The organism is Pseudooceanicola sp. LIPI14-2-Ac024 (assembly GCF_042188925.1).
Lineage (GTDB): Bacteria > Pseudomonadota > Alphaproteobacteria > Rhodobacterales > Rhodobacteraceae > Pseudooceanicola.
In genome coordinates this window covers 606,284-625,043 of the sequence record NZ_CP170102.1, presented here as the reverse complement: position 1 = coordinate 625,043, position 18,760 = coordinate 606,284, and the positions used below count along the sequence as shown (strand labels likewise).

The window sequence follows — 18,760 nt, the reverse complement described above, 5'->3', positions numbered from 1 at the left end:
TTTTCAGCGGCTTCGCCTAGGACTTGCTGTCTTCGTATGCGCTCAGGGCACGCTCGCGCCCCTCGCGCAGGCCGACGATCCGGTCGGGATAGTCGGCATCGGGCGACAGGTTCCAACGCGCGGGGACGGCGTCGAAATAGCTGCGCGCTGTGGCGGTCGGCCGGGCCTTGCCCTCGGCGATCCAGCGGCGCCGGTAGGTGCCGTCGGGGTCGAACTTCTCTGCCTGGGTCTCGGGGTTGAAGACCCGGAAATAGGGCGCTGCATCGGGGCCGGATCCGGCCACCCATTGCCAGCCGAGCGCGTTCGAGGCTGGGTCCCAGTCAACCAGGCAGTCCTCGAACCACGCCTGGCCGATCCGCCAGTGGCACAGCAGGTGCTTGCAGAGATAGCTCGCCACGATCATCCGGGCGCGGTTGTGCATCCGACCGGTCACGTACATCTCGCGCAGGGCGGCATCGACGATCGGCTCGCCGGTCCGCGCCTGTTTCCAGGCCTTTACCTCGGCCCGGCGCTCATCCTCGTTCCAGGGAAACCGGTCCCACTCGGGGCGCCAGTTGTCCTCGACCAGGTGCGGCGTGTGGTAGATCAGGTGATAGGCGAATTCTCGCCAGACCAGCTCCTTGCGGAAGGTCTCGGCCCCCTTCCCGGTCCCGGACAGAGACTTGTGCCAGAGCGTCAGCGGAGAGACCTCGCCCAGGCTGAGGTACTCGGCCATGCCCGATGTCCCGTCGCGGTCCAGCCGGTCGCGGTCGCTGGCGTAGTCCGACAGACCCTGCGACACGAACTGGCCAAAGCGGCGGTTGGCGGCCTCTTCGCCTGCCGTCACATGGCCCGCGACCACCTCTGCCCCACGGCGCATCGCCGCGCCGAGCGACCAGTCCGCCAATACCTCGTTCTCGGGCCAGGTGTCGGGAGCGGTCAGGTCCGGCCGCGGGCACGGATCCGGCAGATCGCGGTCCTTCACCGCCCGCCAGAACGGCGAATAGACCTTGTAGTAGCCACCCTGCCCCGTCTCGACGGTCCAGGGTTCGAACAGCAGGTGGCCGGGAAAGCTCTTGGCCTCGACGCCGCGGTCGCGCAGGCCGGATTTCACCCTTGCGTCCCGTTCCCGCGCCTGCGGGTCGTAGAGCCGCGACCAGTAGACGGCGGTGGCGCCGGTCTCCTCTACCAGCTCCTCCAACACCTCCAGCGCAGGGCCAGACCGCAGGATGAGCCGGGACCCGGCGTCCTCCAATGTCCTGGCAAAGACCTCGAGCCCGCGTTCCAGCCGCCAGCGGGGCGCCGCGCCCAGGCCGTCCACCGCGGCATCGCGGATGAAGACCGGGATCACGGGCCGTCCGCCCGACGCCGCCGCCCGCAGCGCGGGATGGTCGGCCCGGCGCAGGTCGCGGCGGAACCAGAGGATACAGGGGGCTTGGTCGGTCATCGGGGCCTCGGCGTCTTTCCTGTCGGATACGTGCACCGGGGGGCGCCCGGATCAACCGCCAATGCCATGATGTCAGAAAGAAACGGGGCGGCCGTCTTGCCGGCCGCCCCGCGTCATCGCGCGGCGAAGATCAGAGCACCGTGCGCTCGGCCTGCAGGCCCTTCCAGATCGCCCAGCACATCAGCAGCAGGACGACCGTGAACGGCAACCCGGTCGAGATCACCATCGACTGCAGCGACCCCAGGCCACCGGCCGACAGCAGCAGCACCAGTGCCACGGCGCCTTCGAAGACGCACCAGAACACCCGCTGCGGCACCGGCGCGTCGACCTTGCCCCCGGCGGTGATCGTGTCGATCACCAGCGAGCCCGAGTCCGACGAGGTGACGAAGAACACGATCACCAGCACGATCCCGATGATCGAGGTGATGCCCGACAGCGGCAGCGCGTCCAGCATCTTGAACAGCTGGCGCGACAATTCGGCGTCCTGGGCGGCGGTGTAGCCGTCCGCCACCACCTGGTTGATTGCGACGCCGCCAAAGACCGACATCCAGATCACGCAGACAAGCGACGGGATCAGCAGTACGCAGGTCACGAATTCCCTTACGGTCCGGCCCCGCGACACGCGCGCGATGAACATGCCCACGAACGGTGACCAGGAGATCCACCAGGCCCAGTAGAACGCGGTCCAGCCCTGCATGAAGTTCACGTCCTCACGCCCGAACGGGTTCGACAGAGCCGGAAGGTACCGGAAGTAGGACAGCAGGTAGTCGAAGAACCCGGTGACCACGGCAAGGAAACCGCCGACCAGAAGCACGAAGAAGAGCAGCAGGAAGGCGAGGCCCATGTTGATCTCGGAGAGCACCTTCACCCCGCCGTCGAGGCCGCGCAGGACCGAGATCAGCGCAATCGCCGTGATGCCCGAGATCAGCAACACCTCCATGGTCGATCCGACCGGGATGCCGAAGAGCTCGTTCAGGCCCGCGTTGGCCTGCGTCGCGCCGAAGCCCAGCGAGGTCGCCAGCCCGAAGAGCGTGGCAAAGACCGCGAGGATGTCGATCACGTGGCCCCACCAGCCCCAGACCCGTTCGCCCAATATCGGGTAGAAGGCCGAGCGGATCGTCAGCGGAAGGCCCTTGTTGTAGCTGAAGAGCGCCAGCGCCAGTGCCACCACGGCATAGATCGCCCAGGGGTGCAGCGCCCAGTGGAAGATCGTCGCCGCCATGCCAAGCTGCATCGCGCCGTGTTCGTCCCCCTCTGCTGCGTCAAGCGGCGCCCAGTCGGTGCGCACGCCGTCCTCGCCGACCGCCACGCCGCCGTACGAGGACGAGAAGTGGCTGAGCGGTTCGGACACGCCGTAGAACATCAGCCCGATGCCCATGCCGGCGGCAAAGAGCATCGCGAACCAGCCGATGTAGGTGTAGTCCGGCGTCGCCTCGGCCCCGCCGAGGCGGACCTTGCCGACCGGGGTGACAATCAGCAGGAGGCAGAAGATGACAAAGATGTTCGCGGCGGTCAGGAAGAACCAGTCGAACCCCTTGGTCACGCTGTCAAAGAGCCAGCTGAACGCGGTCGAGGCCTGTTCGGGCAGCGCCAGCGTGTAGAACACGAAGGCGATGATCGTCAGGCCCGAGACAAGGAAGACCGGGTTGTGGATGTCGAACCCGAAAGGTCCGACCGACCCGTCGATATTGTCCTGTCCGATCTCGTATTCGGTCTCGATGATATCCGACGGACCCTCTGGTTCGGGGATGCCGGTATCTACGTTTTCATCGGCCATTTCGGCTCCTTCTTGGTACTGTCCATTTCCGTTGAGGTGGCCGCGCTCTCAGGCGCGCACCACCATGACCGAGGCCTTTGAGTGCCCGGCCAGCGTGCCGCCGTTCGACGGCCAGATGTAGTCGGTGAGGTTCGGGATGTGGCTCGCCATCACCACGAGATCGGCGCCCACCTCGTCCACCGCCTTCATCAGCGTGGGGTCGAGGTCGGTCGTCGGATCGTGGCTGGTCATGGCGTGCGCGTAGGTGGTGATGCCGTGCTGGGTCGCCTGCGCCTCGGCAAAGGCGGCCAGCTTCGCGGCAAATTCCTTCGGCGTGTGCGCGATGGAACTGGGTGTCGCCGCCGAGACGCCGACATAGGTCACCGGGGCCGACCAGAGTTTCGCCAGCGCCGCGCCAACGTCGAGCGCCTTGGCCAGCTTGGCGGCATGCGCCAGGTCGACCGGGATCATGATTTTGGTGAACACATCTCCCTCCGTCACAGGCGCGGAGGGACGGCATTGCTATCGCACACCGTCAAGTGCGCGGCGTAAACGGCCACAACTCCACGCTTTTTCGCTACGGTGCAGGAGCTAGCGCGCTCTGCACGGATTGGTAGGAGGGTAACGCCGAAAGTGCCGCAAGGGCAACCGCACGCGGCGGTTTTCTGGCCTGAAACGACATCGGCTGCCGTTTCAGGCCATTCCGGTCAGGCGTTCACGTCGACGACGACCCGGCCCTTGACCTGGCCGTTCAGGATGTCGGCGCCCAGCTTCGGCAGGTCGGAAAGCGCCGCGGGCTGGACCATCGCGTCGAGCTTGTCCATCGGCAGGTCGCTGGCCACCCGCTGCCAGGCACGCACGCGGTTGTCATAGGGCTGCATCACGCTGTCGATGCCCAGCAGGTTCACCCCCCGCAGCAGGAACGGCACGACCGTCGCCGGCAGCGCCGCGCCCCCGGCCAGCCCCACCGCCGCGACCGAGGCGCCGTATTTCATCTGTCCCAGCACGCGGGCCAGCATCGCGCCGCCGACGGCGTCGACGCAGCCCGCCCAGGTTTCGGATTCGAGCGGCCGCTTGGTGGTTTCGTTCAGCTCCTCGCGCGGAACGATCCGGGTGGCGCCCAGGTCCCTGAGGTAGCTTTCGGTCTCGGGCCGCCCGGTCACGCCCGCGACCTCGTAGCCGAGGTGGGCGAGGATCGCGGTGGCGACGGATCCGACACCGCCCGCGGCCCCGGTCACCAGCACGGGCCCATGCCCGGGCGTCATCCCGTGATCCTCGAGCGCCATGACCGCCAGCATCGCGGTGAAGCCCGCCGTGCCGACCGCCATCGCCTGCCGGGTGGTCAGCCCCTCGGGCAGCGGCACCAGCCATTCGGGCTTGACCCGGGCCTTCTGGGAATAGCCGCCCCAATGCGCCTCACCCACGCGCCAGCCGGTCAGCACGACCTTGTCGCCCGGCTTGTAGCGGTCGTCGTCCGAGGATTCGACCGTCCCGGCAAAGTCGATGCCCGGCACATGCGGGTACTTGCGGACCAGGCCGCCGCCCTTCGGCGACAGGCAGAGCCCGTCCTTGTAGTTCACGGTGGAATACTCCACCGCCACCGTCACCTCGGCCTGCGGCAGGTCGTCGAGGCCAAGCTGCTGGATCCCGGCACTGGCCGTGCCTTCGGCATCCTGCGTCATGACGAGCGCGTTGAACATGAAACTCCTCCTGTCTTTCGAATGGCTTCCGCCGGACGGCTGATGTCTTGCGGCAGGCCCGTCAGCTGTCGCGATCGGGCATGATGAAAAGGTCAGTGTCCTCGGTCCGAGCCCCCGCCGCGGTCAGCATGGCGTGGATCTGGCCTCGGTGATGGGTCTGGTGGTTGAACATATGCGCCACGCAGAGGCCGTAGGGCTTCGAGGTTTCGCGCTCCAGGGCCCCGGAGTACCACGTCAGCGTGCCGGTCAGGTCGACCGCGTGCAACCCCTCGGCCCAGAGCTCGATCCGGCCGTCGAGGCGGAAGCGTTCGGCCTCCCACGCGGCCGAGGTCGGCGTCAGGTTCGGGCTTTCGGGGATCGGGCAATCGGGCGGCGCGACGTCGGAGAACCGCGACATCCACATCCGGTCGCCCCACAGCAGGTGGTTCGCGGTGCCCAGGATCGACTTGAAGAAACTGCCCCGGTCGGCGGTCAGGTCGCCCTCGGACAATTGCGCCATGGCACGCCGCAGGCACTGGTTCTGCCAGCTGTTGTAGCGCGCCATCATCACGCAATAGGCCGGGCTGATCATCGGCTTACCCCCGTTCGGTCGGGCGGATATTCCCAAGGGGCAACCGGGGAGGCAACCCCCGTTCAGCCGTTCCGCGCACGAAGCGCGTCGGTCAGCACCGCGCGGACCGTGTCAGAGGGCACGTCCGACGTGACGAAGGCCTGCCCGATACCGCGCGCGAGGATGAACCGCAACTTGCCGTCCATCACCTTCTTGTCCTGCGCCATCAGCTCCAGCAGCCCGTCCGCATCCGGCAGGTCGCCGGGGATGTCGGCCAGCGTGACCTTGGTGCCCATCTGCCGCAGATGCGCGGCCAGGCGCGACGGATCCTCTTGCGAACAGAGTCCGAGCCGGGCGGAAAGCTCGAACGCCAGAAGGCAGCCGATCGCCACGCCTTCGCCGTGCAGCAGCCGGTCGGAATACCCGGTCGCGGCCTCCAGCGCATGGCAGAACGTGTGCCCGAGGTTGAGGAGCGCGCGGTCCCCCTGCTCGGTCTCGTCCCGCGCGACTATCTCGGCCTTCATCTCGCACGAGCGGCGCACGGCACGGATCCGCGCGGCCCGGTCACCGTGCGCCAGGGCCGGGCCGTGGGCCTCGAGCCAGTCGAAGAAGGCGGCATCGCCCAAGAGCCCGTATTTCACCACCTCGCCGTACCCGGCCAGGAAATCGCGCGGCGGCAGCGTGTCGAGGATGCCGGTGTCGCAGAGCACCAGCGACGGTTGATGGAACGCACCGACAAGGTTCTTGCCGTGGCGCGTGTTGATCCCGGTCTTGCCGCCAACCGAGCTGTCGACCTGTGCCAGCAGCGACGTCGGCACCTGCACGAACCGGACGCCCCGCCGCAGCACCGCGGCGGCAAATCCCGCGAGGTCGCCGATGACCCCGCCGCCAAGCGCCACCACCACGTCGCGACGTTCGACCTTCTGGTCCAGGAGCCATTCGACGGTGCGGGTGAACTCCGGCCAGCCCTTGGTCGCCTCGCCCGGCGGAAGCGCCAGCGCCTCCATCGCGATGCCCTGCACGGCAAGGCCCTCGCGCAGGCTGTCGAGGTGATGGGCCGCTACCGTCTCGTCGGTGATCACCGCGACGCGGGGGCGGTGCAGGATCGGCGCGATCAGCGCGCCCGCACGGGGCAGCAGCCCCTCGCCCACGTGGATGTCGTAGCTGCGTTCGGCCAGGGCCACGCGGACGGTGTCGGTCATGTCTTCTCCAGAACGTCGGGCCGGGTCAGCAGCGCGCCCACCACCCGCTTGGCCATCTGGTGCAGGGAAAAGGACGCGTCGGCCTTCACTTGCAACTCGGCCTTGGCATAGACCGGGGTGCGCTTGCGGTAAATCTCGGACAGGGTCGCACGCGGGTTCGGGGTGCGCAGCAGCGGCCGGCTGTCGCGGTGCTTGACCCGTGTCCAGAGCAGGTCGAGGTCGGCATCGAGCCAGACGGCGACGCCCTTGTCGTGGATTTCCTCGCGGTTGCCGGCCTGCATGTAGGCGCCGCCGCCGGTCGACAGGATCGACGGCGTTTCATCCAGCAGGCGGGAAATCACCTGCGCCTCCTTGGCGCGAAAGAAGGTCTCTCCGTCGCGGGTGAAGATCTCGGCCACGGTCATGTTGGCGGCCTGTTCGATCTCGGCATCCGAATCGCGGAACGGTGCCTCGAGGATCTCGGCCAGGGTGCGGCCAACGGAACTCTTGCCGGCCCCCATCATGCCGACAAGCACGACGGTCTTCTTCAGTCGGTAGCCCATGCCCCATCCGCTTCGGCTGTGATTTGCTCAAATCTTCGCGTGCGGCCCTGAATGACGTGATCTTGATGGAATTGCCAGTTATAAGAAACAAAAAGGGACGGCCGTGCGATGCGCGGCCAAAAGGCAGAACGACGTCAGGCAGGCAGCAGAATATGTTCTTCGTGATACGGTGGCTCTTTTTCTTCGTGGTTCTCCTGGGAATCGCGCTGATCGCCTATGCTTACCTCGGACCCCTTTTCGGGGTCGATTTCTCGCCACCCCAGTCCGAAATCAGGATGCCCGTGACGCTGGATGTCAATTGACCGTCTGTCCCTTTTCCTGATCCCCCTGCTCGCGCTGGCGCCCGGCGTGTCGGCGCAGACGCCGATCTCGGCCATCCAGTGGCTCGACAACGCGGATTCGCTGGCGGCCCTCGTGCCGCCCGACCGGCGCATGCCCCCCGTGGGCGAGCCGCCGGTCAGCCATGGCGCGCAGACGCCGGTGGTCGCGGTGCGCCCGCTGGACGACATCGGCAATGGTCCGGTCGGCCTGATGCCGACCAGCGTGACGGGCCTGCCGCTGGACCTCTGGCAGGGCTCCGACCCGGCGCGGATCGCCCGGATGCTCGACCGGCTCGACATCGAGGACCAGCCGGCAATGCAGGCGCTGGCCTATTCGCTGCTGCTGACCGAAAGCTACACGCCGTCGCGCGAAGGCCCCCGGCCCGAGATGCTGATCGCCCGCGTAGACAAGCTGGTGGAACTGGGCGCGGTGGATCCGGCGATGGCGCTGATCGAACACGCGGGCGCCGAACAGCACCGCGACCTATTCCGCCGCTATTTCGACCTGGCGCTGCTTTCGGGCAACGAGGGCGAGGCCTGCCGCCGCATGGCCACCCGCCCCGACCTGGCCCCGGATGAGGCGAGCCGCGTCTACTGCCTGGCCCGTATGGGCGACTGGCAGGCGGCGATGGTGACCTACCAGACCAACGTCGCGCTTGGCGAATTCTCGCCCCGGACCGACACGCTGCTGCAGCTGTTCCTCGAACCCGAACTGATCGAGACGATGCCGCCGCTGGCCCCCTCGGCCGAGGTGACGCCGATGGTCTTCCGGCTGGAAGAGGCGATCGGCCAGCCGCTGTCGACCGCGCCGCTGCCGCGGCACTACGCAATTGCCGACCTGCGCAACGTCTCGGGCTGGAAGGCCGAGCTCGAGGCGGTGGAACGGCTGGCACGCACCGGGGCGCTGTCGGAAAAACGGCTGTTCGAGGTCTACGGCGAACGCAAGCCCGCCGCGTCGGGCGGCATCTGGGACCGTGTCGCCGCGGTGCAGGCCTTTGACCGCGCGATGACCAGCCACGACCCCGAAGAGGTCGCCAACACCCTGACCGCCGCCTGGGCCGCGATGCGCGAGGCGCGGCTGCAGGTGCCCTTTGCCCGCTACTACGGACCCGAACTGATCGAGATGGAGCTGGAAAGTCGCCCGGCCCAGCGGACCGCGCTGCGCGTGGCGCTGCTGTCGCCCAGCTACGAGGCGGCGGCGCGGACCATGCCGGCCGAGGGGCGCGAAGAGGAATTCCTGGTGGCACTCGCCCTGGGCGAGGCCGGATCGGCCACCGCCCCGTCGGCCCGTGCGCGGGCGGTGGCGGCGGGCTTTGCCGCCGATACGCCGCCGGTCGAGCACACGGGCGAACTGGTGGCCGACCGCCGCATGGGCGAGGCGATCCTGCTGGCGATGGAGCTCTACGCCCATGCCAGCGCGGGAGAATCCAAGGACGCGACCCGCGCGCTGGCCACCTTCCGGTCCGTCGGCCTCGAGGACACCGCGCGGCGGGCCGGCCTGCAGCTACTCATCCTCGACCGGCGCAGCTGATCATGACCGACGCGCGCTGGATATCCGCCTTCCTCGAAGCCCAGGCGGCCGAACTCGGGGCGGCACAGAACACGCTGCTGGCCTATGGTCGCGATCTCAAGGACGTGTCGGCCTGGCTGGCCAACGCAGGAGAGAGCTTTGCCACCGCCGGACGCACCGACGTGGAGGCCTACCTCGTCCATTGCGACGCGCAGGGGTTTTCCCGCGCGACCCGGGCCCGGCGGCTGTCGGCGATCAAGCAGCTCTACCGCTTTGCCTTCGACGAGGGCTGGCGCGAGGACAACCCCGCGATCCAGATCCGCGGCCCCGGCCGTGACAAGCGGCTGCCCAAGACGCTCAGCACCGAAGAGGTCGACTGCCTGCTGACCGCCGCGCGCGACCACGGCCGCACGGCCGAGGAGCGGACCCGCAACACCTGCCTGGTCGAGGTGCTCTACGCCACGGGGATGCGGGTGACGGAGCTTGTCTCGCTCCCCGTGGCGGCGGCGCGGGGCGATCCGCGGATGCTGCTGATCCGCGGCAAGGGCGACAAGGAACGGATGGTTCCGCTGTCGGCCCCCGCCCGCGCGGCGCTGACCGAATGGCTCGCGATCCGCGACGCCGCCGAGGAGGCCGCGCGCCGGCAGGGCAAGCCGGGGTCGCGGTTCCTGTTCCCCTCGCGCGGGAAACTCGGCCACCTGACGCGGAACCGGTTCTACCTGCTGATCAAGGAAATCGCTGTCGCGGGCGGCGTGTCGCCGGACAAGGTGACGCCGCACACCCTGCGCCACGCCTTTGCCACGCACCTGCTGCAGGGTGGCGCGGACCTGCGGGCGATCCAGACCCTGCTGGGGCACGCCGACCTGGCGACGACCGAGATCTACACCCACGTGCTCGACGCGCGGCTCAGGGAACTGGTCGAGGACCATCATCCCCTGATGAAGCAGGCCAAGGGCTGATCCCCCGCGACACAAGCGCCACGCGCCGGCGTCGCCGCCGCCCGGCATCTTGATCGGCCGCGCGACACACCCCATAACCAGACAACTCCCTCAACTCCAACCGGAACCCGAAAAAATGGAAGCCTCCAGCACGATTTACGACGCCACCTTCTGGACAATCGCGGGGGCGATCCTGTGCCTGCTCGTCCTCTCGGCGTTCTTCTCGGGCTCGGAGACGGCGCTGACGGCCGCGTCGCGCGGCAAGCTCAAGGCGCAGGCCGACAAGGGCTCCAAGGGCGCGGAACGCGCGCTCAACATCACCGAGGACAACGAAAGGCTGATCGGCTCGGTCCTGCTGGGCAACAACCTGGTCAACATCCTCGCGACCTCGCTCGCCACGGCGCTCTTCACCCGCGCCTTCGGCGAGGGCGGCGTGGCGGTGGCGACGCTGGTGATGACCTTCCTCGTGCTGATCTTTGCCGAGGTGATGCCCAAGACCTATGCCATCACCAATGCCGAGACGGCGGCGGCGCTGGTTTCGGCACCGATCAAGATCGTGATCACCGTGTTCTCTCCGGTGGTGACGGCGGTGCGGGCCTTCGTGCGGTTCGTGCTGCGCATCTTCGGCATCCGGACCGACCCCGAGGCGAACGTCCTCGCGGTGCGCGAGGAGATCGCGGGCGCGCTGAACCTCGGCCATTCCGAGGGCGTGGTCGAGAAGGAGGACCGCGACCGGATCCTCGGCGCGCTCGACCTCTCGGACCGCTTCGTGGAAGAGATCATGCTGCACCGTTCGCGGATCGAGATGATCAACGCCGACGACGCGCCCGAGGAAATCCTGGCCCAGTGCCTCGAGAGCAACCACACCCGCCTGCCGGTCTACAAGGACGATCCCGAGAACATCATCGGCGTGGTCCATGCCAAGGACCTGTCGCGCTACATTCACAAACTGTCGCTCGACGGTGACCGCCCGGCCGGGGATTCCCTGCAGGATTTCAAGCTGTCGGACGTGGCGATGGCGCCCTACTTCGTGCCCGAGACCACGACGCTCGACGAACAGATGCGCCAATTCCTGCGGATGCGGTCGCATTTCGCGCTGGTGGTGGACGAATACGGATCGCTGCAAGGTCTCATCACACTCGAGGACATCCTCGAGGAGATCGTGGGCGAGATCACCGACGAGTTCGACCCGGCCGCCGACATGCAGATCCGGCGCGGCGAGGATGGCCAGTACCTGGTCGACGGCGCGATGACGATCCGCGACCTGAACCGGGCGATGGAATGGTCCCTGCCGGACATGGAGGCCAACACCGTCGCGGGCCTCGTCATCCACGAGGCGCAGACCATCCCGACCACGGGGCAGGTCTTCTCGTTCCACGGCTTCCGCTTCGAGGTGGTGGCGCGCAAGGACAACCGGATCACCCGGCTGAAGATCCGGCCGCTCTGACAGGGGCACTGGCCGCGTCGGGCCATGGGCGGAAATGAAGAAGGGGGCGCTGCCCCCCTCTTGAGCCTGCGGCTCAATTCACCCCCGAGATACGGGACCAGGGGAAAGCGGTGGCGGATTACTCCGCCGCCTCCTGGTGCATCTCGTCCTCGACATGGGCGACGCGGCCGCCGGCCTTCGAGGTCGTCACGACGTTCAGCGACTTGAGCTTGCGGTGCAGGGCCGAACGCTCCATCCCGACGAACTGCGCGGTGCGCGAGATGTTGCCGCCGAAGCGATTGATCTGGGTCAGCAGGTACTCGCGTTCGAAGGCCTCGCGCGCCTCGCGCAGGGGCATTGTGGCCAGCGCGCCCGACAGGACGACACGGCCGTCGGCGGGGGCGCGTTCCTCTTCCTTGGGGATCTCGTCGACGCCGATCGCGTCGCGGCTGTCGCCCAGGATCAGGATCCGCTCGATCACGTTGCGCAGCTGGCGGACGTTGCCGGGCCAGTTCATCGTCTGCATCAGCGCCGCCGCCTCGTCCGAGAGCACCCGCTTCGGCAGGCCCTGCCCGGCGTGAAGCTCCTCGATGAAATGCTCGGAGAGCACCGGGATGTCCTCGCGCCGTTCCGACAGGCTCGGCACCGCGATCGGAACCACGTTGAGGCGGTGATAGAGCTCTTCGCGGAAGTGGCCGGCGTTGATCTCGGCCTCGAGGTCGCGGCCGGTGGACGAGATCACACGGATGTCGACCCGCACCTTGTCGGTGCCGCCGATCCGCGTGAAGGTCTGGTCGACCAGCACCCGCAGCAGGCGCGACTGGGTGCCGGGCGGCAGGTCGGCGACCTCATCGAAATAGATCACCCCGCCATGCGCCTCTTCCAGCAGGCCCTTCTCGACCCCGCGTTCCGAGGACTCGCGGCCGAAGAGAACCTGTTCCATCCGGTCAGGGTCGATCGAGGCGCAGGGCACGACGACGAAGGGGGCACCGGCACGGGTGGACTGGGCGTGGATGTAGCGCGCGGCGACCTCCTTGCCGGCGCCGGCGGGGCCGGTCAGCATCACCCGGCCGTTCGAGCGCGTGACCTTGTCGAGCTGGCCGATCATCGAGCGGTAGGCGGCGGAATTGCCGATCATCTCGGCCGCCGCGGTGTCCTGCCGCCTGAGCTGGTTGTTCTCGCGCCGCAAGCGCGCTGTCTCCATCGCGCGGCGGATCACCACCAGCAGCTGGTCGATGTTGAAGGGCTTCTCGATGAAGTCGTAGGCGCCCTGCTTGATCGCGGCGACCGCGATCTCGATGTTGCCGTGCCCGGAGATGATCACCACCGGCACGTCGGGGTTGTTGCGCTTGACGTGCTTGAGGATGTCGATCCCGTCCATCTTGCTGTCCTTCAGCCAGATGTCGAGGATCATCAGCGACGGCGGCTCGCTGTTGAGCTCGGCCATGCATTCGTCGGAGCCGCCGGCCAGCCGGGTGGTCAGCCCCTCGTCCTCAAGGATGTCCGAGATCAGCTCCCGGATATCGCGTTCGTCGTCGACAATCAGAATATCACTCATGTGCCTCTCGCTCTCTTTCTTGGGCGTCGTCAGACGCGGTGCCTGGCTTCAGCGGAAGCCGGATCACCGCAGCGGCGCCGCGGTGGCTGCACCCGGGAAATTCGGGCGCATCTTCGAGGGCGAGGCTGCCGCCATGCTCCTCGATGATCTTCTTGACGATGGGCAGGCCGAGGCCGGTGCCCTTCTCTCGGGTCGTGACGTAGGGCTCGAACAGCCGGGCGCGATCCTCGGGCAGGCCGATGCCGTTGTCCTCGATGCGTATCACCGCCTGCGGCTGGCCGTTTTCGGCCGGCTCGGTCGCGCAGGCGACGCGGATCGCCGCGGCGTAGCCGTCGGGCGCGCCCTTCTCGACCAGGGTCTCGGTCGCCTCGCCCGCGTTCTTGATCAGGTTGGTCAGCGCCTGCCCGATCATCGTGGCGTCGACCTGCGCGGGCAGCGGCCCGGCGTCGATGTCGGCGGTGATCTCGACCCCCGGCTGGCCCGACTGCTGCAGCAGCACCGCCTCGCGCAGGAGCTGGGCGATATCCTCGTCCTTGCGAACGGGTTCGGGCATGCGCGCGAATTTCGAGAACTCGTCGACGATCCGGCGCAGGTCGTTGGTCTGGCGCACGATCACCTCGGTCAGGCTTTCCAGGCTCTCGGCCTCGGCCTCGTCCAGGTGGCGGGTGAACTTGCGCTTGATGCGTTCCGCCGACAGCTGGATCGGGGTCAGCGGGTTCTTGATCTCGTGCGCGATGCGGCGGGCGACGTCGCCCCAGGCCGCCATGCGCTGCGCGGTCACCAGGTCGGTCACGTCGTCGAAGGCGATCACGTAACCCTCGCGCCGGCCCTCGGCGTTGCGGCGGGTCGCCATGCGGACCAGCAGGTTCTCGAGCCGGCCATTGCGCGAGACCTTGATCTCTTCCTGCACGACCTGCTTGTCGCCCGCGCGCAGCTGCTCGAAGAGCGCGCCGAATTCCGGCACCGCGACGGCGATGGCGATGTCCTGCATCGCCTCGTCCCAGGCCAGCAGCTTTTCGGCCGACCGGTTCACAAAGGTCACCCGCCCCTCGACGTCGAGGCCGACGACCCCCGAGGTCACCGAGGAGAGCACGGAATCGAACAGCCGGCGCCGGTTCTCGATCTGGCGGTTGTTCTCGAGCAGGGTTTCGCGCTGGCGTTTCAGCTGCCGGGTCATCTGGTTGAAGTAGCGGCCGAGCATGGCGATCTCGTCGTCGCCCTCTTCCTCGATCACCTGCACGTCGAGGTCGCCTGCCCCGACCTGCTGCGCCGCCCCGGTCAGCCGGCCCACCGGCCGCGCGAGGCGTTCGGCGAACCACAGACCCAGCCAGATTGCGGCCATGACGAGGATGAGCGCAAAGCCGAGGTAGAGCAGGCCGAATTCAAAGAGCACCCGGCCCCGTTCGCTTTCGAGCTGCTGGTAGAGTTGGACGGTCTGCTGGGTGTTGTCGAGCAGGCTGAGCAGTTCGCCGTCGACGGAGCGCGACACATAGAGGATCCGGTCGGCGAAACGGCCAAGCGGGACCAGGGCGCGGAACTCGTTGTTGTCCCAGTCCTCGACCAGCATGAAGCCGGTTTCCTTGGCCTGGGCGATCTGCTCTTCGGTCGGTTTCTCGAAATCGAAAAGGTAGGAGCGTTCGCCGCGCGCCCGGATCTCTCCGGTGCCGTCGATCACGTAGGCCTCGCGCAGGCCGCGCTGGATCTGGGTCTGGCCCGAGGTCAGGACCTGCCGAAGCTCACCGTCGCTCATGAAGAAGGCCGCGTCGCGGGTGCGGTCGATGTAGGTGCCGAGCGCGCGGGCGTCCTCCTCGAGGTCCTCGCGGTGCTCCTGCTCATAGGCCCGGGCGGCAGCGAGCGAGGCGCCCACCACGTTACGCACCCGGTCCGAGAACCAGCCTTCGAGCCCGACGTTGATGGTGAGCGCGGCAAAGATCGCCACGGTGACGGCGGGGATCAGCGCCATCAGGGCGAAGACCCCGGTCAGCCGCAGGTGCAGGCGGGAGCCGGCCGAGCGCGCGCGCCGGGCGGCGATGGTCTGGGCCACCCGCTGCAGAACCAGTGCGCCGAGGATCAGGACGTAGACGAGATCGGCCAGCAGGACGAGGCGCAGCGACAGGGACGAGGCGCCCTGATCGAGCGGCCCGAGGACCAGGTAGGTCGCAACCGCCAGAACGGGTCCGAGGATCACGAGACCCAGCGTCGCCGCGTTCTGAAACCGCCGTAACCGCCGGAGGCGGACCAGCCGCTCCCAGCTCAGATGTCGTGCCCGGGTTGCCACAGGCATCCCCCGCCTACTCGTGTGACCCTGAGGTCACCACCGCCATATTTTGTGGCTCGTCACCGAAGCGGACTCCGATCGGCCACTGTTCTGTTGCGGTTTTACATCAACTTGCGGCGCCGTGTCACGCGAATATCAAGGTCGGTGATCTTTTTCCGCAGGGTATTCCGGTTGATCCCGAGGAGGTCGGCACATTTCGCCTGATTTCCGCCGGTTGCGTCCAGCGCGATCTCAATCAGGGGCAGTTCGACCTCTTTCAGGATGCGGGTGTAGAGCCCCGGGGGCGGCAACATGTTGCCGTGCAGGTCGAAATACCGCCGAAGGTGGCGGGCGACCGAGGCCGACAGCTTCTCGGCATCGCCGCCGCCCAGGACCGGCTCGGTCTCGGGCTGGTTGCCCAGCACGGCCTCGACCTCGGCGCGAGTGATCTCGTCCGCGCGGGCGGTCAGCACGAGACGGCGGATCGCGTTCTCGAGCTGGCGGACGTTGCCCGGCCAGGAATAGGCGCGCATCATCTCGATCGCGTCGTTCGACAGGTACCGCTTCGGCATCCCCTCGCGCTCGGCCTTCTGGAGGAAATGTTCGACCAGCAGCGGAATGTCGTCCACACGCTCCCGCAGGGAGGGGACGTGGATCGTCGCGCCGCAGAGACGGTAGTAGAGGTCCTGCCGGACTTTGCCCTCTTCCATCGCGCGGTTCGGATCCGTCTGGCAGGTCGCCATGAAGCGCGGCAGCGTGTCGGTCGGCCCGTCCATCATCCGTACGATACGGGCCTGTATCTCAGGGTCGAGATCGGCGATCTCGTCGAAGAGGACGGTTCCCCCCTTGGCCCGCGACAACACGCGCGCGGGGCCTTCGAGTTCCTGCAGGTCGGCCGAGGACGCGGTGACGAACGGCAGGTTGCGCCGGTCGCTGAAATCGTGAATTGCGCGTGCGATCAAGGACTTGCCGGTTCCGCTTTCGCCCGAGATCATCACGCTGAGGTCGGTGTTCATCACCCGCGCGACAAGGCGGTAGAGCGACTGCATGCCCGGCGTGCGGCCGATCAGGGGCAGCTCGTCGGGGCGCTCGACCTCGCTCGGCGCGGCCGAGGGGTTTGACGGCACGCGGCGCTTCTGTTCAAGCGCCTTGGCAGTGCGCTTCATCAGGTCCGGCAGGTCGAAGGGTTTCGGGAGGTAGTCGTAGGCCTCGGCCTCGGCCGCCTGGATGGCCGTCATGATGGTGTTCTGGGCCGAGATCACGATCACCGGCAGGCCGGGACGGTCCTGCGCGATCTTCGGCAGCATCTCGAGCCCGTTCCCGTCGGGCATCATCACGTCCGATATGACCACGTCGCCCTTGCCCTCGCCCACCCATCTCATCAGCGTCGTCAGGGAGGAGGTCGCATGCACCTTGCAGCCCGCCCGGGTCAGCGCCTGCGTCAGGACAGTGCGGATCGTGCGGTCGTCGTCCGCCACCAGAATGGTACCATCCATCAGCTTGTCTCCTTCTTCCTGGTTTTCTTGGCGCGCGGCGCCATGGGGAGGGAAATGCGAAAGACCGTCTTGCCGGGCGCGGAGTTCACCGAGATCCAGCCTTCGTGGTCGGAAATGATCTTGCTCACCAGCGCCAGACCCAGCCCGGTGCCGTTTTCACGGCCCGACACGAAGGGGTCGAAGATCTGGTCGGCGATATCGGGGGGCAGGCCCGGGCCGTCATCGATGATCTCGATCTGCAGCGGCAGGGACCGGCCTTGGCCGTCGGCCCGGCGCAGCCGGAACGAGTGTTCGAAGTAGGTGTGCAGGCGGATGGTTCCGCCTTGCTTTCCAGCGGCTTGCGTCGCGTTCTTGAGAAGGTTCAGCACCACCTGAAGCAGCTGGTCGGAATCGCCGATGGCAGGCGGCAGCGAGGGGTCGTAATCCTCGATGATCTTCATGTTCGCGCCGAAGCCGAGGAGCGCGGAGCGCCGGGCCCGGTCCAGCACGTCATGGATGTTGACCGGCTTGAGGTCGGGCAGCGTGAGGTTGCCGAACTGTTCGACCTGCTCCAGCAGCTTCACCACGCGCCGCGTCTCGGCCACGATCAGGTCGGTCAGCTCGCGATCTTCGGCCGAGAGGCCCATCGACAGCAGCTGCGCGGCGCCGGTGATCCCTGCCAGCGGGTTCTTGATCTCGTGCGCCAGCATCTCGGCCATGCCGATGGCGGACTTGGCGGCGGACTTGACCGAATGGTCCTGCGTCAGCCGGCCCGCCAGCTCCCGCGGCGAGATCAGGAACAGCATGTAGCCGGGGCGGTCCTGCACTGGCGCGATCTGCAGGTTGCAGTGCAGCGGCGCGCGTTCCCCGGTGCCGACGTCCACGTCGTTCACGAAGAGCGGCGAGTTGGTTTCACGGGCCCGGTTGAAGGCGTCTTCGAGCCGGGAGTTGATCATCACCCGGTCCCAGACCCCCTGCCCGCTGATCGACTTGGACGAGGTGTTGAGGAATCCCTCGGCGGCGGGGTTGATCTCTTCGATCCGGTCCTCGGGGTCGAGCAGCAGCGCCGGCACCGGCAGCGATGCCCAGATCGGGTTGTCGTCCAGCGTCATGCGGCGCTCCTCACCTCGGGCGCCTGCGCCACGGCGCGGGGCAGCAGCGACAGGACCTCGGCCGCGTCGAAGCTGCGCAGGATGCGTTGGCGCAGGGCGGCGGGCGTGCCGGCCGCGTCCATGTACCAGCCCAGGTGCTTGCGCGCGACACGGGTGCCGAGCGCGGTGCCGTAGAAGCTGAGGATCGCCTCGTAATGCGCTGCGATCATGTCGGAAAGTTCCGCACCCTCGGGAATCTCGGGGCGGGGCGTGCCGTAGAGGTCATGGGCCACCAGCGCGGGCAGCCAGGGCCGGCCCTGCGCGCCGCGACCGATCATCACGCCGTCGGCGCCCGACAGCCGCAGCGCGGTCCGCGCGGCCCGGGGCGAGGTGATGTCGCCGTTGGCGATGACCGGGATCGACACGGCCTCCTTCACGGCGCGGATTGCGGCCCAGTCGGCCTGTCCCTTGTAGAACTGGCACCGGGTGCGGCCATGGATCACCACCATCCGGATGCCTGCCGCCTCGGCCCGCCGCGCGATGTCGGCGGCGTTCAGGCAGTCGTCATCCCAGCCAAGCCGCATCTTGAGCGTGACCGGCACGTCGACCGCGCCCACCACCGCCTCGATGAGGCCGAGCGCGTGGTCGGGTTCGCGCATCAGGGCCGAGCCCGAAAGGCCGCCGACCACCTTTTTCGCCGGGCAGCCCATGTTGATGTCGATGACCTGCGCGCCCTGGTCGGCGACGTGCCGGGCGGCGAGCGCCATCCAGTGCGGATCGCGGCCGGCCAACTGCACCGATGTGCGGTCGCGCCCCAGGCCCAGTTCGGCCTTTTCGCGCACCCCTGGCTTGCCCTGCACCATCTCCTGGCTCGCGACCATTTCGCTCACCACCAGGCCGGCGCCAAAGCCGCTCACCAGATCGCGGAAGGGCAAATCTGTGATTCCGGCCATCGGGGCCAGCAAGACGGGAGGGGTCAGTGAAAGCGAGTCACTGATGGAGGTCATGT

15 protein-coding genes are annotated in these 18,760 nt (G+C 67.7%); 3 read left to right on the top strand and 12 right to left on the bottom strand.

Translation table 11 applies throughout. The annotated features are described in order from the left end of the window. Nucleotides 1–16: 16 nt before the first annotated feature. From ACE2AC_RS03055 to ACE2AC_RS03025, 7 genes are all read right to left on the bottom strand, one after another. Nucleotides 17–1,426 (bottom strand): cryptochrome/photolyase family protein, encoded by a 1,410-nt coding sequence (locus ACE2AC_RS03055; RefSeq protein WP_375690660.1) that lies wholly within the window; start codon nucleotides 1,424–1,426, stop codon nucleotides 17–19. Between the two features lie 130 nt (nucleotides 1,427–1,556). Beyond that, complete coding sequence (locus ACE2AC_RS03050) at nucleotides 1,557–3,203, bottom strand: BCCT family transporter (protein ID WP_375690659.1); 1,647 nt, start codon at nucleotides 3,201–3,203, stop codon at nucleotides 1,557–1,559. Between the two features lie 48 nt (nucleotides 3,204–3,251). Further along, nucleotides 3,252–3,668, bottom strand: a complete 417-nt coding sequence (locus tag ACE2AC_RS03045) for a universal stress protein (RefSeq protein ID WP_375690658.1) — start codon at nucleotides 3,666–3,668, stop codon at nucleotides 3,252–3,254. 221 nt (nucleotides 3,669–3,889) lie between these two features. Further along, complete coding sequence (acuI, locus tag ACE2AC_RS03040; RefSeq protein WP_375690657.1) at nucleotides 3,890–4,882, bottom strand: acryloyl-CoA reductase; 993 nt, start codon at nucleotides 4,880–4,882, stop codon at nucleotides 3,890–3,892. A 61-nt stretch (nucleotides 4,883–4,943) separates the two neighbouring features. Continuing rightward, on the bottom strand, nucleotides 4,944–5,453 hold the full coding sequence (locus ACE2AC_RS03035; RefSeq protein ID WP_375690656.1) for a DinB family protein: 510 nt from the start codon (nucleotides 5,451–5,453) through the stop codon (nucleotides 4,944–4,946). A 62-nt stretch (nucleotides 5,454–5,515) separates the two neighbouring features. Next, nucleotides 5,516–6,634, bottom strand: coding sequence for a 3-dehydroquinate synthase (gene aroB, locus ACE2AC_RS03030; RefSeq protein ID WP_375690655.1), 1,119 nt, complete (start codon nucleotides 6,632–6,634; stop codon nucleotides 5,516–5,518). Next, nucleotides 6,631–7,176, bottom strand: coding sequence for a shikimate kinase (locus tag ACE2AC_RS03025; RefSeq protein WP_375690654.1), 546 nt, complete (start codon nucleotides 7,174–7,176; stop codon nucleotides 6,631–6,633). The genes aroB and ACE2AC_RS03025 overlap by 4 nt, the downstream gene beginning before the upstream one ends. A gap of 291 nt (nucleotides 7,177–7,467) precedes the next feature. Here ACE2AC_RS03025 and ACE2AC_RS03020 point away from each other — a divergent pair, with 291 nt between their 5' ends. From ACE2AC_RS03020 to ACE2AC_RS03010, 3 genes are all read left to right on the top strand, one after another. Continuing rightward, nucleotides 7,468–9,027, top strand: coding sequence for a hypothetical protein (locus ACE2AC_RS03020; protein ID WP_375690653.1), 1,560 nt, complete (start codon nucleotides 7,468–7,470; stop codon nucleotides 9,025–9,027). A gap of 2 nt (nucleotides 9,028–9,029) precedes the next feature. Then, nucleotides 9,030–9,965 (top strand): site-specific tyrosine recombinase XerD, encoded by a 936-nt coding sequence (locus ACE2AC_RS03015; RefSeq protein WP_375690652.1) that lies wholly within the window; start codon nucleotides 9,030–9,032, stop codon nucleotides 9,963–9,965. 115 nt (nucleotides 9,966–10,080) lie between these two features. After that, a complete protein-coding gene (locus tag ACE2AC_RS03010; RefSeq protein WP_375690651.1) occupies nucleotides 10,081–11,391 on the top strand; it encodes an HlyC/CorC family transporter in 1,311 nt (436 codons plus the stop codon). A 118-nt stretch (nucleotides 11,392–11,509) separates the two neighbouring features. On the opposite strand, the gene ACE2AC_RS03005 is transcribed toward ACE2AC_RS03010, so the two are convergent. From ACE2AC_RS03005 to dusB, 5 genes are all read right to left on the bottom strand, one after another. After that, the gene (locus ACE2AC_RS03005; RefSeq protein ID WP_375690650.1) at nucleotides 11,510–12,928 is read right to left on the bottom strand and encodes a sigma-54-dependent transcriptional regulator; all 1,419 of its coding nucleotides are present in this window, start codon (nucleotides 12,926–12,928) and stop codon (nucleotides 11,510–11,512) included. Further along, the gene (locus ACE2AC_RS03000) at nucleotides 12,921–15,212 is read right to left on the bottom strand and encodes an ATP-binding protein (protein ID WP_375690649.1); all 2,292 of its coding nucleotides are present in this window, start codon (nucleotides 15,210–15,212) and stop codon (nucleotides 12,921–12,923) included. The genes ACE2AC_RS03005 and ACE2AC_RS03000 overlap by 8 nt, the downstream gene beginning before the upstream one ends. Before the next feature lie 95 nt (nucleotides 15,213–15,307). Further along, nucleotides 15,308–16,681, bottom strand: a complete 1,374-nt coding sequence (locus ACE2AC_RS02995; RefSeq protein WP_375690648.1) for a response regulator — start codon at nucleotides 16,679–16,681, stop codon at nucleotides 15,308–15,310. Continuing rightward, nucleotides 16,681–17,772, bottom strand: a complete 1,092-nt coding sequence (locus ACE2AC_RS02990) for a nitrogen regulation protein NR(II) (protein ID WP_375690647.1) — start codon at nucleotides 17,770–17,772, stop codon at nucleotides 16,681–16,683. The genes ACE2AC_RS02995 and ACE2AC_RS02990 overlap by 1 nt, the downstream gene beginning before the upstream one ends. Next, nucleotides 17,769–18,758: a tRNA dihydrouridine synthase DusB gene (gene dusB, locus ACE2AC_RS02985; protein WP_375690646.1), complete on the bottom strand. Its 990-nt coding sequence runs from the start codon at nucleotides 18,756–18,758 to the stop codon at nucleotides 17,769–17,771. The genes ACE2AC_RS02990 and dusB overlap by 4 nt, the downstream gene beginning before the upstream one ends. Between the last annotated feature and the right edge of the window lie 2 nt (nucleotides 18,759–18,760).

Excerpts from the sequence above, each read along its gene's own strand:
- ACE2AC_RS03055 (WP_375690660.1), bottom strand. The coding sequence starts at position 1,426 with ATGACCGACCAAGCCCCCTGTATCCTCTGGTTCCGCCGCGACCTGCGC.
- ACE2AC_RS03050 (WP_375690659.1), bottom strand. The coding sequence starts at position 3,203 with ATGGCCGATGAAAACGTAGATACCGGCATCCCCGAACCAGAGGGTCCG.
- acuI (WP_375690657.1), bottom strand. The coding sequence starts at position 4,882 with ATGTTCAACGCGCTCGTCATGACGCAGGATGCCGAAGGCACGGCCAGT.
- ACE2AC_RS03035 (WP_375690656.1), bottom strand. The coding sequence starts at position 5,453 with ATGATCAGCCCGGCCTATTGCGTGATGATGGCGCGCTACAACAGCTGG.
- aroB (WP_375690655.1), bottom strand. The coding sequence starts at position 6,634 with ATGACCGACACCGTCCGCGTGGCCCTGGCCGAACGCAGCTACGACATC.
- ACE2AC_RS03025 (WP_375690654.1), bottom strand. The coding sequence starts at position 7,176 with ATGGGCTACCGACTGAAGAAGACCGTCGTGCTTGTCGGCATGATGGGG.
- ACE2AC_RS03020 (WP_375690653.1), top strand. The coding sequence starts at position 7,468 with ATGTCAATTGACCGTCTGTCCCTTTTCCTGATCCCCCTGCTCGCGCTG.
- ACE2AC_RS03015 (WP_375690652.1), top strand. The coding sequence starts at position 9,030 with ATGACCGACGCGCGCTGGATATCCGCCTTCCTCGAAGCCCAGGCGGCC.
- ACE2AC_RS03010 (WP_375690651.1), top strand. The coding sequence starts at position 10,081 with ATGGAAGCCTCCAGCACGATTTACGACGCCACCTTCTGGACAATCGCG.
- ACE2AC_RS03005 (WP_375690650.1), bottom strand. The coding sequence starts at position 12,928 with ATGAGTGATATTCTGATTGTCGACGACGAACGCGATATCCGGGAGCTG.
- ACE2AC_RS03000 (WP_375690649.1), bottom strand. The coding sequence starts at position 15,212 with ATGCCTGTGGCAACCCGGGCACGACATCTGAGCTGGGAGCGGCTGGTC.
- ACE2AC_RS02995 (WP_375690648.1), bottom strand. The coding sequence starts at position 16,681 with ATGGATGGTACCATTCTGGTGGCGGACGACGACCGCACGATCCGCACT.
- ACE2AC_RS02990 (WP_375690647.1), bottom strand. The coding sequence starts at position 17,772 with ATGACGCTGGACGACAACCCGATCTGGGCATCGCTGCCGGTGCCGGCG.
- dusB (WP_375690646.1), bottom strand. The coding sequence starts at position 18,758 with ATGACCTCCATCAGTGACTCGCTTTCACTGACCCCTCCCGTCTTGCTG.